This window comes from Microbulbifer sp., from assembly GCF_051659245.1.
Classification (GTDB): Bacteria; Pseudomonadota; Gammaproteobacteria; order Pseudomonadales; family Cellvibrionaceae; genus Microbulbifer.
This window is the reverse complement of sequence record NZ_JBOFOC010000082.1, coordinates 39060-53606: the sequence shown is the minus strand read 5'-3', so window position 1 is coordinate 53606 and position 14547 is coordinate 39060. Positions and strand designations below refer to the sequence as shown.

At 62.9% G+C, this 14547-nt stretch carries 14 protein-coding genes and 3 tRNA genes; 11 read left to right on the top strand and 6 right to left on the bottom strand.

All coding sequences use genetic code 11. The features are described 5' to 3' along the window. Window positions 1–38: 38 nt before the first annotated feature. The 3 genes from prmC to hemA form a co-directional block, all read right to left on the bottom strand. The gene (gene prmC, locus ACRC0P_RS09085; RefSeq protein ID WP_438630067.1) at window positions 39–866 is read right to left on the bottom strand and encodes a peptide chain release factor N(5)-glutamine methyltransferase; all 828 of its coding nucleotides are present in this window, start codon (window positions 864–866) and stop codon (window positions 39–41) included. A 160-nt stretch (window positions 867–1026) separates the two neighbouring features. Further along, window positions 1027–2109, bottom strand: a complete 1083-nt coding sequence (gene prfA, locus ACRC0P_RS09080; RefSeq protein ID WP_438630065.1) for a peptide chain release factor 1 — start codon at window positions 2107–2109, stop codon at window positions 1027–1029. After that, window positions 2106–3389, bottom strand: a complete 1284-nt coding sequence (gene hemA, locus ACRC0P_RS09075; RefSeq protein ID WP_438630063.1) for a glutamyl-tRNA reductase — start codon at window positions 3387–3389, stop codon at window positions 2106–2108. Before hemA ends, prfA begins: the two co-directional genes overlap by 4 nt. 217 nt (window positions 3390–3606) lie before the next feature. On the opposite strand from hemA, the gene ACRC0P_RS09070 reads away from it, so the two are divergent. The 8 genes from ACRC0P_RS09070 to ychF all read left to right on the top strand — a co-directional run bounded on the left by ACRC0P_RS09070 (window position 3607) and on the right by ychF (window position 10708). Then, complete coding sequence (locus ACRC0P_RS09070) at window positions 3607–5388, top strand: tetratricopeptide repeat protein (protein ID WP_438630061.1); 1782 nt, start codon at window positions 3607–3609, stop codon at window positions 5386–5388. Further along, entirely contained in the window at window positions 5372–6070 is a 699-nt protein-coding gene (gene lolB, locus ACRC0P_RS09065; RefSeq protein WP_438630059.1) for a lipoprotein insertase outer membrane protein LolB, read from the top strand. Before ACRC0P_RS09070 ends, lolB begins: the two co-directional genes overlap by 17 nt. Window positions 6071–6131: 61 nt before the next feature. Continuing rightward, complete coding sequence (gene ispE, locus ACRC0P_RS09060) at window positions 6132–7019, top strand: 4-(cytidine 5'-diphospho)-2-C-methyl-D-erythritol kinase (protein ID WP_438630057.1); 888 nt, start codon at window positions 6132–6134, stop codon at window positions 7017–7019. Continuing rightward, a tRNA-Gln gene (locus ACRC0P_RS09055) sits at window positions 7010–7084 on the top strand. Before ispE ends, ACRC0P_RS09055 begins: the two co-directional genes overlap by 10 nt. 94 nt (window positions 7085–7178) lie before the next feature. Next, window positions 7179–8108, top strand: coding sequence for a ribose-phosphate pyrophosphokinase (locus ACRC0P_RS09050; protein ID WP_438630071.1), 930 nt, complete (start codon window positions 7179–7181; stop codon window positions 8106–8108). Window positions 8109–8296: 188 nt separating this feature from the next. Then, window positions 8297–8935 carry a 50S ribosomal protein L25/general stress protein Ctc gene (locus tag ACRC0P_RS09045; protein WP_438630055.1) on the top strand — a complete coding sequence of 213 codons (639 nt, stop codon included), beginning with the start codon at window positions 8297–8299 and terminating at the stop codon, window positions 8933–8935. 3 nt (window positions 8936–8938) lie between these two features. Next, on the top strand, window positions 8939–9577 hold the full coding sequence (pth, locus tag ACRC0P_RS09040; protein ID WP_438630053.1) for an aminoacyl-tRNA hydrolase: 639 nt from the start codon (window positions 8939–8941) through the stop codon (window positions 9575–9577). A gap of 39 nt (window positions 9578–9616) precedes the next feature. Next, window positions 9617–10708 carry a redox-regulated ATPase YchF gene (ychF, locus tag ACRC0P_RS09035; RefSeq protein ID WP_438630051.1) on the top strand — a complete coding sequence of 364 codons (1092 nt, stop codon included), beginning with the start codon at window positions 9617–9619 and terminating at the stop codon, window positions 10706–10708. Window positions 10709–11041: 333 nt separating this feature from the next. Here the strand turns inward: ychF and ACRC0P_RS09030 are convergent, their stop codons facing one another. Then, a complete protein-coding gene (locus ACRC0P_RS09030; protein ID WP_438630049.1) occupies window positions 11042–11347 on the bottom strand; it encodes a type II toxin-antitoxin system RelE/ParE family toxin in 306 nt (101 codons plus the stop codon). After that, complete coding sequence (locus tag ACRC0P_RS09025) at window positions 11334–11591, bottom strand: type II toxin-antitoxin system ParD family antitoxin (RefSeq protein ID WP_438630047.1); 258 nt, start codon at window positions 11589–11591, stop codon at window positions 11334–11336. The genes ACRC0P_RS09030 and ACRC0P_RS09025 overlap by 14 nt, the downstream gene beginning before the upstream one ends. Window positions 11592–11876: 285 nt before the next feature. Between ACRC0P_RS09025 and ACRC0P_RS09020 the strand changes: the two genes are divergently transcribed. The 3 genes from ACRC0P_RS09020 (at window position 11877) to ACRC0P_RS09010 (ending at window position 13110) form a co-directional block, all read left to right on the top strand. Beyond that, the gene (locus ACRC0P_RS09020; RefSeq protein WP_438630045.1) at window positions 11877–12791 is read left to right on the top strand and encodes a DMT family transporter; all 915 of its coding nucleotides are present in this window, start codon (window positions 11877–11879) and stop codon (window positions 12789–12791) included. 118 nt (window positions 12792–12909) lie between these two features. Then, window positions 12910–12986 (top strand) — tRNA-Met (locus ACRC0P_RS09015). A 49-nt stretch (window positions 12987–13035) separates the two neighbouring features. Then, window positions 13036–13110 (top strand) — tRNA-Gln (locus ACRC0P_RS09010). Between the two features lie 32 nt (window positions 13111–13142). Here the strand turns inward: ACRC0P_RS09010 and ACRC0P_RS09005 are convergent. Then, window positions 13143–14195: a sulfite exporter TauE/SafE family protein gene (locus ACRC0P_RS09005; RefSeq protein WP_438630043.1), complete on the bottom strand. Its 1053-nt coding sequence runs from the start codon at window positions 14193–14195 to the stop codon at window positions 13143–13145. Window positions 14196–14547 lie beyond the last annotated feature (352 nt).

The following is a 14547-nucleotide window of genomic DNA, read 5'->3' as shown; positions in this document are numbered from 1 at the left end:
CGGCGGGGCGGCCATCCGCCCCGCCGCTCCTACAGGTATTATTTCCGGCCCAGCGTCAGCCGTTCCCAGCCGGAGTAGTCTTTGCGGCTCTCGATATTATTTAAACCGGCAACGGCAAATATTTCGCGCACCGCCCCGGCCTGCTGCCAGCCGTGCTCGACGATCAGCCAGCCGCCGGGCTGCAGATATTCAATACTTTTCTGCGCAATCCATTCGATGTCCGCCAGCCCCTCGCGCGCAGCCACCAGCGCCGAGCGGGGCTCGAAACGCACATCGCCCTCCTCCAGGTGCGGATCGGCGGCGTCGATATAGGGCGGGTTGCTGAGGATCAGGTCGAATTGCTGCGGCGGTATCTGCGCAAACCAGTCGCTCCGCAGAATCTGCACCTTGTCGAGCTTGAGAGAGCGGCGGTTTTCCTCCGCCAGCGCCACTGCCTCCGCGGATTTTTCCGCAGCGACTATCCGCCAGCCGGGTTTTTCCGAAGCCAGCGCCAGGGCGATGGCGCCGGTGCCCGTACCCAGCTCCAGCGCGTGCAGGGTTTCCTGCGGACAGAGTTCCAGCGCAGTCTCCACCAGCAGTTCGGTTTCCGGGCGGGGGATCAACGTGGACGGATTCACCTTGAGCGGCAGCGACCAGAATTCCCGCGTGCCGGTGAGGTGGGCCACCGGTTCGCCGTTTTTACGGCGCTCGAACAGCGCGTCGAACTCCGCCTGCTCGGCTTCATTCAACCCGTATTCCGGCCAGGTGTAGAGCCAGGTGCGTGGGCGGCCGAGGATATGGCCGAGCAGGATTTCGGTATCCAGGCGGGCGGTGTCGCTGTCGGCGAGTTCGGCGCTGCGGGCGAGGTTCTGTTTAACTGAGGTCATTTTGAATCTGTGTAGGAGCGGGCCATGCCCGCGATCAGGTTTTCAGTCATGGCAGACTCAGATCGCGGGCATGGGCAGATTTTTGCTCCTGCAAAATCTGCATTTCCGCCATCCCTGGCGGTCCCCGCTCCTACACCAACCACCACCCACAAACCACTGATCACTGCCCGAGGGCGGCCAGTTGGTCCGCCTGGTGCTCGGTACGCAGTGGCTCGATCACTTCGTCCAGCGCGCCCTGCATGATTTCGTCCAGCTTGTACAGGGTGAGGCCGATGCGGTGATCGGTGACCCGGCCCTGGGGGAAGTTGTAGGTGCGGATGCGCTCGGAGCGGTCGCCGCTGCCCACCAGGTTGCGGCGCGCGTCGGAAATTTCGCGCGCGGCAGCGGATTCCTGTTCGCTCTGCAGCCTGGCCTGCAGGAGCGCTATGGCCTTGGCCCGGTTCTTGTGCTGGGAGCGCTCGTCCTGGCACTCCACCACGATGCCGGTGGGCAGATGGGTGAGGCGCACCGCGGAGTCGGTCTTGTTCACGTGCTGGCCGCCGGCGCCGGAGGCGCGGTAGGTGTCCACGCGCAGTTCCGCCTTGTTGATCTCAACCGCGTCGCGCTCGTCCGGTTCCGGCATCACCGCCACGGTGCAGGCGGAGGTGTGGATGCGACCCTGGGATTCGGTTTCCGGCACCCGCTGTACCCGGTGGGCGCCGGATTCGAATTTCAGTTTTGCGTAGACATCCTCGCCGGCCACCCGGGTGATGATTTCCTTGTAGCCGCCGTGCTCACCGGGGTTTTCGCTGATGATCTCGATGCGCCAGCCCTGTTTTTCCGCGTAGCGGGAATACATGCGGAACAGGTCGCCGGAAAAGATCGCCGCCTCGTCGCCACCGGTGCCGGCGCGGACTTCCAGGAAGACGTTCTTGCGGTCGTTGGGGTCTTTCGGCAGCAGCAGCGTCTGCAGTTCCCGCTCCAGCGGCTCCAGTTGCGTCTCCGCTTCGCGCAGTTCCTCCTGCGCCATCTCGCGCATCTCCGCATCGCTCTCACCCAGCATCTCCCGCGCCGCGGCCATGTCGTCCTGCAGGCGCTTGTAGCGGCCGTAGCACTTCACCACATCCTCCAGCTCGGAGTACTCGCGGGACAGATCGCGGAATTTGTCCTGGTCGCCGATAATGTCCGCATCCCCGAGCAGCGCGGACACCTCCTCGTGGCGCTCCACCAGGTTTTCCAGCTTGTTCAGTACCGAATCTTTCATTCGTCTTTTTTACTCTCTGCTTCTTCTGTTTCCGCGAAGGGGTCCAGGCCGACGATTTCCCGCGCCAGGCGCAGCCGCTGCAGGTCCCCTTCGGCGGTGGCTCGCCTGAGATTGACCGTGGGGGCGTGAATCAGTTTGTTGGTGAGGGAGCGGGCCAGCTGCTCCAACAGCCGCCGCGGATCTTCGCCCTTATCCAGCTGCAGCAACACTTTTTCCAGCTCCGTGTCGCCGATCTGCTGCGCGCGCTGGCGGTAACTGCGGATGGTGTCCACTGCACCCAGGGCGCGGTGTTCGCGCATAAAGGCACCGGCTGCGGCATCGACAATCGCGTGGGCCGCTTCAGCGGCCTTTTCCCGCGAGCGCTTGCCCTCGTCGATCACCCCGCGCAGGTCGTCGACGGTATAGAGGTAGACGTCGTCCAACTGGCCCACCTGGGGTTCAATATCCCGGGGCACGGCGATATCCACCATAAACACGGGCCGGTGGCGGCGCTGCCTGAGCGCCGATTCCACCGCGCCCTTGCCGAGGATTGGCAGTTGGCTGGCGGTGGAGCTGATCACGATATCCGCCCGCGGCAGGTGCTCGGGAATATCCGCCAGTAATATGGCCTCTGCGCCGAAATTATCCGCCAGTTGTTCCGCGCGGTTCAGGGTGCGGTTGGCGACGATCAGCCGCGCAACTCCCTGGTCCAGCAGGTGCCGCGCCACCAGTTCGATGGTCTCGCCGGCACCGATCAGCAGTGCCGTCTGCTGCCCCAGGTCGGTGAAGATGCGCGACGCCAGGGATACCGCGGCGTAGGCCACGGAAACCGGGTTCTCGCCGATGGCGGTCTCGGTGCGCACCTTCTTGGCCACTGCGAACACCTGCTGGAAGACGCTGTGCAACAGGCTGCCGACACTGCCGCTCTCGCGCGCGACCGCGTAGGCGGACTTGATCTGGCCCAGGATTTGCGGCTCGCCCAGCACCAGGGAATCGAGGCCACAGGCCACCTGCATCATATGGCGCACCGCATCCTCGCCGCGGTAGCTGTAATGGCTGGCGACCAGTTGCTCCCGGGATACCTGGTGGTAGTCCGCCAGCCACTCCAGCAACCGCTCTTCCGACACCTCGCCGTAAATCTCGGTGCGGTTGCAGGTGGACAGTATCGCCAGCTCCGCACAGCCCAGGGCTTTGCGCGCATCCGCCAGGGCGCCGGGCATCACCTCCGGGGCAAAGGCCACCCGCTCGCGCACCTCGATCGGGGCGCTATCGTGGTTGATACCCAGGGCGAGGATTGGCATAGGCTCCTGTCGGCGTTAAATCTGGTGGTGGCAGCGGGAGGCGCATTTTCCCGGGCGGCCGCGCCGCTTGCAAGCGAGGGGGCTGCTTAAATAGGCGCAGACTTTGCTTTTGCGAACCCGGAGCACAGTCCGGGGGTCAAATCACGACTAGAATTATACGGCGATAACCGCTCAAAATACGTCACCTGATGTCCCCGTAACGTACGGATACGCCCTTATGCCTCCAGCAATCCCGGCCCGCCTTTCCCGCCCGCTTTCCCACAAGTCGCTGCTCGCCGCGGCCGTCTGCGCGCTGCTCGGCGCCTGCGCCCAGCAGCCTGCCCGGGACGAGACTCTCCCGGAGCCGCAGCCCCAGCCCGTGGCGCCCGCAGAGGAGAAAGCCGACGGCCGCCCCTTCCCCATCGAAACCTTCTACACCCTGCTGGTGGCGGAAGTGGCCGGCAACCGCGAGCAGTATGACGTGGCCCTGGCCAACTACTACTACCAGGCCGAGCGCACCAAGGACCCCGGGGTGGCGGCCCGCGCCACCCATATAGCGCGCTTCCTCAACGCCCGGCGCGCGGCGCTGCGCTCGGCGCAGCTGTGGGTGGAACTGGAGCCGGAGGAGGTAGAGGCGCAGCTGGCCGCCACCGCCGAACTCGCTCTGGCGGGGGAGCTGGACACAGCGCTGGCGCACGCGGAAAAAGCCCTGGACCTGGGCGGTGACGCCCCGCTGCAGTCCCTCGCCGCCGCCGCGGTGGCGGATGAAGAAGTGGAAGAGCAGACCCTGGCGGAATTTCGCCGGCTGGCGGAAAAGTATCCGCAAAACGGCGAGGCGGCCCTGGCTCACGCGATGATGCTGCGCGCCCGGGAGCAATACCCACAGGCCCTATCCATCGTCCACCGGGTACAGGAACAGCACCCGGAAATGCTCGATGCGCCGCTGCTGGAAACCCACCTGCTGGTGGACCAGGACAGGCGCGAAGAGGCCCTGCAACTGCTGGAGAACCTGGTGCGCACCTACCCCCAGGAGAGCCGCCTGCGCCTGCAGTATGCGCGCCTGCTGATCCGCAAGGACCTGGACCTCGCGCAACAGCAGTTCGCCGAGCTGGTAGCGCAGCGCCCCTACGACGGCAACATGATCCTGTCGCTGGCGCTGATCCGCTTTGAAACCGACAACCTCATCCAGGCCAGACCCCTGTTCGAGCGCCTGCTCGAGCTGGAGCAGCACCAGTCCGCGGCGCACTTCTACCTGGGCAACATCGCCGAGCGGGAAAAGGATGTCGACGGCGCTATCGCCCACTACCGCGCAGTGGAGCCCGGCGGCGATTATGTGGAGGCGATTACCCGCGGCACCCAACTGCTGGCTGCCGCCGACCTGGCGGGGAACAACCGCGACTGGTTTGCCGAACTGCGCCGGCGGCACCCGGAGCAGGCGGAACACTTTTACCTGCTGGAGGCGGAGCTGCTGAACAAGCACGAGCACCACCAGCAGGCCCTGGAGCTGCTCGACAAGGCCCTGGAGCAGCATCGGGAGAGCGGCCGCCTGATCTACGCCCGCGCCCTTACCAGCGACCACCTGGGAAATTCCGCCGCCTACGAGAGCGGCCTGCGCAAACTGCTGGAACGCGACCCGGACAACCCCTCCCTGCTCAACGCCCTGGGTTACAAACTGACCGAGGATGACACGCGCCTCGACGAGGCGCGGCAGGTGATCGCCCGGGCACTGCAACTGCGCCCGGACGATCCGGCTATTATCGACAGCATGGGCTGGGTACAGTACCGTCTGGGCAATCACAGCGAAGCGGTAAAGTATCTGCGGCAGGCCATGGAAAAACTGCCGGACCACGAAATCGCCGCGCATCTGGGCGAGGTACTCTGGGTGCAGGGCGATCGCGAACAGGCTCTGCAGGTCTGGCAGCGCGGCCTGGAAATCAATCCGCAGAGCAAAGTCATCCCGGCGGCCATGAAGCGGCTGCGCGACAATGGGGGAGTGGAGCAGCATGTTTCTGAATCTTGAAAAGACGGAACCCGGGACTCGGGGCCCGGGACTCGGGATAATTGCCGGAAAGGCGGGGCGGATAGACGCAACATATTCAGCCCTGCGCCTGTTGCTCTGCGGTCTCACACTGATACTTGCCGCCTGCGCCGGCCAGCAGTCGCAACCGCAGCCGCGGCCCCCGATTGCCGCGGAATCGCCGGCGGCGCAGCTGCAGCACTGGACCATCAACGGCAAGCTGGGCGTGCGCTCACCGGGGGATAACGGCAGCGCCAATCTGCAGTGGTGGCAGCGCACCCAACACAACTACCGCATCCATCTCAGCGGCCCGCTGGGCGCCGGCACCACGGTGATTACCGGCACGCCCGCCGGCGTGACCCTGCAAAAAGGCGGCGAGGTGCCGCTGCAGGCCGCCACCCCGGCGGAACTCACCGCAGAGATCCTCGGCTGGCCGCTACCGGTGGCGGAAATGTACTACTGGGTGCGCGGCATGGCCGCGCCCGGCGCGCCGGTGGAGGGCCAGCAAAAGGGCGGCCAGGGGCAACTGCAAAGCCTGCAGCAGGCCGGCTGGAACCTGAACTTCAGCGGCTACCAGAACGTGGGAACCTACGTCTTACCCACCCGCATAGTGGCGGAAACCCTCCAGGCGGCGGGGCCGGTCAAAGTGACGCTGGTGATCAAGGAGTGGTTGCCGCAAAATTAGTGTCCTGTATGGTACTAAATAGCGACACTAGCGCCCGTCTTTTTGCCGTAACCACAAATTTATGCCCGACCTGCAACTGCCGGCACCGGCCAAGCTGAACCTGTTCCTGCGTATCCTCGGCCGTCGCGAAGACGGCTACCACCGGTTACAGACCCTGTTTCAACTGCTCGATTTCGGCGACCAGCTGGACTTTGAGCTGCGCGCCGACAGCGAAATCAGTGTCGATGCCGGCAGCCTGCAAATCCCGCTGCGGGAGAACCTGATCTATCGCGCCGCACATTTGCTGCAACAAAAAACTGGTTGCACCGGCGGTGCACATATCCGCCTGCACAAGAATCTGCCCCTCGGCGGCGGCATCGGCGGTGGCAGCAGCGACGCCGCCACCACACTACTGGGACTCAACCAACTGTGGCAGTGCCACCTCACCCTCGACGAACTCGCGCAACTGGGCCGGCAGCTCGGTGCGGATGTGCCGGTATTCGTGCGCGGCCGCACTGCCTGGGCGGAGGGCATCGGCGAAGTGTTGACTCCGGTGGTTACCGAGACCCGGCACTACCTGGTGCTGGTACCGGACTGCCAGGTGAGCACCGCGGCAGTGTTCGACGATCCGCGTTTGACAAGAGATTCGACCCCAATTACATTAGCGCACCTTCGCGACAGGCGGCTGGACAGCGAATGGCTGGAAGAGTATTCCGGCAACGATTGCCAGCCCCTGGTCGAGAGCCTCTATCCAGCGGTACGCGCGGCCAGAGAGTGGCTGCAGCAGTTTGCCAGAGCGCATCTGACCGGTACCGGGGCCTGCGTTTTCGCGGCCTTCGATGCGGCGCACACGGCGGAAAGCATTCTCGCCAAAGCGCCGGCCGGATGGCGGGGCTTTGTCGCCGCGGGGGTACAGGAATCCCCCGCGCACCGACAACTGAAAGCTGTTTCAAAAATTACTGGGGCGTAGCCAAGCGGTAAGGCAGCGGGTTTTGATCCCGTCATGCGTAGGTTCGAATCCTACCGCCCCAGCCATTCAAAGGTCAGAGGACAGAAGTCAGAAGACAGTCGCCTCACAATCCATCCCTCCTCCTCAATCGAAACACAAGGTACTCTCGTGGCTGACTTAATGGTGTTTACCGGCAACGCAAACCCGGAACTGGCACAGAAAGTTGTCGACCATATGGCGATCCCCCTGGGCGAAGCGGTGGTAAAACGCTTCTCCGACGGCGAAATCGCGGTTGAGATCACCGATAACGTGCGCGGCCGCGATGTGTTTGTAGTGCAGTCCACCTGCCAGCCCACCAACCGCAACCTGATGGAGCTGATCCTGCTGGTGGATGCCCTGCGCCGCGCCTCCGCCGGGCGCATCACCGCGGTGGTCCCCTACTTCGGCTACGCGCGCCAGGACCGCCGGGTGCGTTCCCAGCGGGTCCCCATTTCCGCGAAAGTGGTGGCGGATATGATGGTGAGCGTGGGTATCGACCGCGTGCTGACCGTGGATCTGCACGCGGAGCAGATCCAGGGCTTTTTCGACGTACCGGTGGACAACGTCTACGGCTCCTCGGTACTGCTGGACGACATCGAACGCCAGGGCTACGAGAACCTGGTGGTGGTCTCCCCGGATATCGGCGGTGTGGTGCGCGCCCGCGCGGTGGCCAAGAGCCTGGACTGCGAACTGGCGATTATCGACAAGCGCCGCCCGGCGGCCAATGTGGCCGAGGTAATGAACATCATCGGCGAGATCGACGGCCGCACCTGCCTGCTGGTGGACGATATGGTGGACACCGCCGGCACCCTGTGCAATGCCGCCAATGCCCTCAAGGAGCACGGTGCCAAGAAAGTGGTGGCCTACTGCACCCACCCGGTGCTGTCCGGCAACGCGATCGAGAACCTGAACAACTCGGTGCTGGACGAACTGGTGGTCACAGACTCCATTCCCCTGGGCGACAAGATGCAGCGGGCCCCGAAGATTCGCCAGCTGACCCTGTCCGCCATGCTCGCCGAGTCCGTGCGCCGGATCAGCAACGAGGAATCCCTGTCGGCCATGTTCAGATAACAGGTGACAGAAGCCTGAGGACAGATTTCGCTGTCTGTGCTCTGTCCTCTGCCCCCCGCCCTCTGTATAATACGCGCCCGCCCGGCACCGCCGGGCGTTTACTATTGGGCCGGTGGCCCGATTTACTTCAACGCCAGAGCGATCCGGTCGCAGGTCGCCCTGGACAGACAACCCGAGGTTTTAATCCCATGTCTGATATCACATTGAACGCCAACGTCCGCAGCGACGAAGGGAAAGGTGCGAGCCGCCGCCTGCGTCGCCAGGAAGGTCGTGTCCCCGGCATCGTGTATGGTGGCAAGGCCGAACCACAATCCATCTCCGTTCTGCAGAAGGAGCTGTTCAAGGCCCTGGAAAACGAAGCCTTTTTCTCCTCCGTCGTGTCCCTGGACGTGGACGGCAAGGCAGAGAAGGTGATCCTGCGGGATCTGCAGCGCCACCCCGCCAAGCAGCAGCTGCTGCACGTGGATTTCCAGCGGGTATCCGGCGACACCAAGGTCCATGTCAAGGCGCCCCTGCACTTCCTCAATGAAGACACCTGCAAAGGCGTCAAGGCCGGGGGCATCGTGTCCCACACCCTGACCGAGCTGGAAATCAGCGCCCCTGCCGCCAAGCTGCCGGAGTTTATCGAAGTGGACCTGGCCGACCTGGAAATGGACGGCATCATCCACATCTCCGACCTGAAACTGCCCGCCGGCGTCGAGTCTGTTGCCCTGTCCCACGGCCCGGACCACGACCTGGTTGTCGCTTCAGTACACAAGCCCCGCGGCGCTGTCGAAGCGGCAGCCGAGGGCGAAGCTGAAGGCGAGAGCGGCGAAGGCCAAGAGTAAGCAATGGGGGCTAGCGCACCGGATACGCCGATCCAGTTGATCGTGGGCCTGGGCAACCCCGGCCCCGAGTACGACCGGACACGCCACAACGCCGGTGCCGACTTCCTCGCCGAGCTGGCGCGCCGTTACGGCGCCCAGCTCGTGCCGGACAGCAAATACCGCGGCCTCAGCGGCCGGGTGCGGATCGGCGGCGAGGATATCCGCCTGTTGATTCCCACCACCTATATGAATCGCAGCGGCCAGTCGGTGGGCCCGCTGGCACACTTCTTCAAGATACCCGTCCAGGCAATACTGGTGGCCCACGATGAGCTGGACCTGCCCCCGGGCGCCGCGCGCCTCAAAGCCGGCGGCGGTCACGGTGGCCACAACGGCTTGAGGGATATCATCTCCGCACTGGGCAACAATCGCGACTTTATGCGCCTGCGCCTCGGTATCGGCCACCCGGGCAGTGCCCGCGACGTGGTCAACTATGTGCTCCAGCGCGCCCCGGGCGCGGAACAGGAGCAACTGGCAGACGCCATCGACCGCGCCGTCGATGTGATGCCCATCGCCGCCTCCGGCGACTGGGGTGCGGCCATGAAAGAACTCCACACCAAGTCGGGACCCGGGACCCGGGACCCGGGACCCGGGAAACGCCCGTAGCAGCCTGCTTGCAGGCGAACAACCACTGGAATATCGATCATGGGATTCACTTGTGGAATCGTCGGCCTGCCCAATGTGGGCAAGTCCACGCTCTTTAACGCCCTCACCAAGGCGGGTATCGATGCGGAAAACTTCCCCTTCTGCACCATTGAGCCCAACGCCGGCGTGGTGCCGGTACCGGACCCGCGCCTGGATAAGCTGGCGGAGATCGTCAAGCCGCAGAAGGTGATCCCCACCACCATGGAATTCACCGACATCGCCGGCCTGGTGGCGGGCGCCTCCAAGGGCGAGGGCCTGGGCAACAAATTCCTCGCCAATATCCGCGAGACCGACGCCATCGCCCATGTGGTGCGCTGCTTCGAAGACGACAACGTCATCCACGTAGCCAACCAGGTGCACCCGGCATCGGATATCGAGGTGATCAACACCGAACTGGCACTGGCGGACCTGGAAACCGTGGAAAAGGCTCTGCAGCGCTTTACCCGCGCCGCCAAGGGCCAGGACAAGCACGCGATCCGGATGAAGGCGCTGCTGGAAAAAATCCAGCCCCACCTGAACGAGGCCAGGCCACTGCGCTCCATGGGCCTGAGTGAGGACGAACTGGCGGATCTTCGCGAACTGAGCCTGCTCACCGTAAAACCCACCATGTATATCGCCAACGTGGACGAGGACGGTTTCGAGAACAACCCGTACCTGGATGCGGTGGCCGCCATCGCCGCGGAGGAAAACGCGGTACTGGTGCCCATCTGCAACAAGCTGGAAGCGGAGATCGCCGAGCTGGACGACGACGAGAAGCAGGAATTCCTGGAAGAGCTGGGCATGGAGGAGCCGGGCCTCAACCGCGTGATCCGCGCCGGCTACCAGCTGCTGGGCCTGCACACCTACTTCACCGCGGGGGTCAAGGAAGTCCGCGCCTGGACCATTCCCGTGGGCGCCACCGCACCCCAGGCGGCGGGCAGGATCCACACGGATTTCGAGAAAGGTTTTATTCGCGCGGAGGTGGTGAGCTACAGCGATTTCGTCACCCACAAAGGCGAGACTGGCGCCAAGGAGGCGGGCAAGTGGCGCCTGGAGGGCAAGGACTACGTGGTTGCCGACGGCGACGTCATCCACTTCCGCTTTAACGTCTGAAGCCCTACACACCGCCAGCGTGACGGCCGGCGGTGTATCCCGCCCCAGCCGCCGGCACCCCGCACCTTGCCGATCTCATTGATAGCCTATATAAAAGGCAATTCTCACGCCTGACCGGAATGTCTAAGTTGCGCGCATCCCCGAAACCAAACAATAACAGGGACACTCACATCGAGGGCAAAACCATTGCTGCTGAGGGACATTCGCAAGGATTTGCTGATTGAAAAGGGTGGCTTGATAGAGAAACTTGAGACACATTTCGCCAAGTTCCCGGTTCTGCGAAATCCGGAAGATCGGATCAGGGCATGCATTATTGGCGTCGCGTAAACTTTGTTAATTTTCTGCGCCTCCCCCAAGCGCCGCGCTGAGGTTCTGATTGCGGAGAATACGGACAATCAGTACGCCGTCACCATCCATACGATAGTAGATACTGTGATTGCCGTAGACACTGCGCCGATAGCCCGGCCGCACGTAATCAATGGCCTGATAGAGAGGCGGCTGTTCCGCCAGTTGATCGAAGCGCTCCTGCATGCCGACAGCGTAAGCATCGGCCTGCATTAACCCGAATGCCTGCACCCCGAACAGATAGATGGACTCGAAGTCCTCGTCGGCGCGCTTGCTGAGTCTATATCCGGCCATCCTTTTTTAGCCTATCCCTGGCAGCACGGAGAATGCCATCCGGCGTGCGCTCACTGATCCCGCTATGCTCGCCCTCAACCAGAGCCGCGCGAAGCTGCTCTATCTCGGAATTGCGCTCCTGGTCACGCCGAATCAGATCACGGAAATATTCGCTGTCATTGGTGAAATCACCACTGGCAATGCGCGACTTGACCCAGTCGCTTTGCTGGCCTGTCAGCGTAATGGTTTTGCGTACGGTAGCCATGCTACAACCTCAAAACATACAGGATCATACTATTGGTGCAATAAAGCATACTCTTGTCGACCATTGATAACAACACCAATCGCCCCCCTCCAACCCCCGGTGTAGATCAGGCCACACGATCAAAGGGGTCTCCTCAACGGCTGCCCCTGCCTAAAATGACTTTCGTGATGTAACATCTGTCGCGTTTTGTATTGTATCTGGGCCCCCGTATCTCTTTGGCCCGCGTGTCGCCACTTCCGCCGGAGCGTAGATCAACGCCAGCCCTCCCCACAACCGGGAAAGATAATGACCCAATCCAACTGGAAAATCGGCCTGCCTCTGGCACTGATCACCGTGTTTATGTGGGCACTGCTGCCCATCGCCCTCAAGGGGCTGCTGGACACCATCAGCGCCACCACCGCCACCTGGTACCGCTTTGTGGGCGCCGCGGTGCTGGCCGGCGGCTACTACGGCTGGTCGCACCGGCTCAACCTGCGCCAGCTGTTCGGCCGCGCGCTGCTGCCCTTCACCCTGTGCGCGGTGATCGGCCTGCTCACCAACTATCTGACCTACGCCTCCGGCCTCAAATTCATCACCGCCGGCGCCGCCCAGATCGTCATTCAACTGGCACCGCTGATACTGCTGATCGCCAGTGTGTTCTGGCTGGGGGAGCACTTTTCCCCGCGCCAGTGGCTCGGGGTTCTGCTGGTGGCGGCGGGGCTGCCGCTGTTTTTCAACCAGCGCCTGCCGGAACTGGTGAGCGGCGCGGACAGCGAATACCTGCTGGGGCTGGGGCTTATCGTGGTGGCAGCGATCGGCTGGTCAGTGTACGGTTTCTTCCAGAAGAAAATCCTGGCCAGCGCCACACCGCAGGACCTGTTGGTACTGATCTACTTCGCCGGCACCGTCAGCTTCCTGCCCCTGGCGGACCCCGCCAGCGTGGTACAACTGGACTGGCCCGGCTGGCTGCTGTTGCTGTTCCTCACCGCCAATACCCTGATCGCCTACGGCGCCTTCGCCAAAGCTCTGGGCAGCTGGGAGGCTTCCCGCGTCAGCGCCACCCTGGCCCTGGTACCGCTGACGACCCTGGCCCTGAGCGCGGCCATAGACACACTGTGGCCCGGCTATATCGAGGTGGAACCGTTGAACTGGATCAGTTGGCTGGGCGCCCTGGCGGTGGTCTGCGGCTCCCTTCTCGCCGCTGTCGGGAAAGGCCGCTGACTGCGCTAACTTACTGAAAAGACAGCGAAAACAGGGGTTGACAGCCCCGCTTCAGGGCCCGATAATGCGCGCCCTCGGTTGGCCCGGAAATCACACCGGACCTGAGCCGGGTCAAAGTGGCAAGGTAGCTCAGCCGGTTAGAGCGCAGCACTCATAATGCTGAGGTCGGGAGTTCAAGTCTCCCCCTTGCTACCATTTCAATCGGCGAAAGTATATTTAAAGTATATTTTCGCCGTCCCGATACTGGGGCGTAGCCAAGCGGTAAGGCAGCGGGTTTTGATCCCGTCATGCGTAGGTTCGAATCCTACCGCCCCAGCCATTTTTCCAAATCGTGAAAACTTCCCAAGCGGCTCACAGGCCGGTCGAGACGGGTACCTGCGACCCAGAGTGTAAAGTGCGATCGGCGCCCACCCCGGCCAACCGCATTCCGATGCGTCTTACCCACTCAAAACCGAGAATACAAATCCCAAGTGACATTGCAGCGAGGACCATTCCCCAAGGGCCAAGCACGGCGCTCTCCTCGAAACAGGTCCATACAAACTGCCCCACGCAGAGCATCGCCACCACCAGCAGCGTGGGCTGGCGGCCGATACGGCTCACCACAAAGACTCCCAACGGCGCGCCCAGTGCCACCACCGGCGCCGCCGCCAGCCAGTTGCCGAACACTCCCGGCTGCCAGTCACCACAGAGGCTTTTCACCACCACGCCGACGACGGAAGTAAACGCCATAATCACCACCGAAGTGGGAATCGCGATCTTCAGGTCCACCCGACACAGTACTACCAGCGCCGCGTAGATCACCATATCGATACCCACACCGGTCACCGCCGCGGCAAAGCCGCCCGCCAGCAAACCCAGCACCAGGCCCAAACTGAAATCCTGGCGCTCCCGCCCGCGGGCATCGCCGGTGAAAGAAGTGATTTCCCCCAGACGGTACAGGTGCAGAACGCCAAAGCTGCCCCAGAGAACTGCAAAGGTCAGCTTTATCCACAAATCCGCCACAAAGGGGGCAATCAGAAATATGCCCAGGGGTGTGCCGACCAGAGTCCCCAGCATGGCGCCGCGCAACATCGACCAGGCGAGCGGCTGCCGCCGGCAAAGGATAAAGATACTGGCACTGACCATGCCGATGGATTGCACCGCAAAACTGAAATCCCGACCCAGGCTCGCCGGCATATCGAACAGCAGCACCAGCACCGGAAAACCCACGGTGCCTCCCCCCATGGGAGTGGAACCGGCAGCATAGCTGCCCAGTGCCATGGCGAGGGCCATGGGCCAGTGATCTTCGGCGGTTTGCCAGTGGCCGAGCACCGCCACCAGAACAAGCCAGCTGCCGTAAAAAAGCGCCAGCCACAGCCCCCAAAGCCAAAGCCTGTTTCTTCCGGTATTAGTGTGGTGTCTCATACGAATGGCACTGACTTAAGCGTTACAACCTCCGTAGGATGGGCAAAGGAGCGTAGCGACGTGCCCATCATCCGCGGCTTTTGATGGGCACGCTGCGCTTTGCCCAGTCCGGCCGCTCCAGGTCTTCACGGCGCCTTCGGCCCTACAAAATAGCGAATCCCCGCTTAAGTCAGTGCCATTCGCGTCTCATACTAGACAGACACTTACCGCGCCTTTCCTGTCTTCCAGCCAGAAGGGATTATCCATTCGCCGGGAAAGGCAGTAGTGCAACTTGATAAAGAGCGAGGAAAAACCGATACGGCCCACAAACTTGATACTCTGCTTGAAGGTGACATCGCATTCACGGACAAAC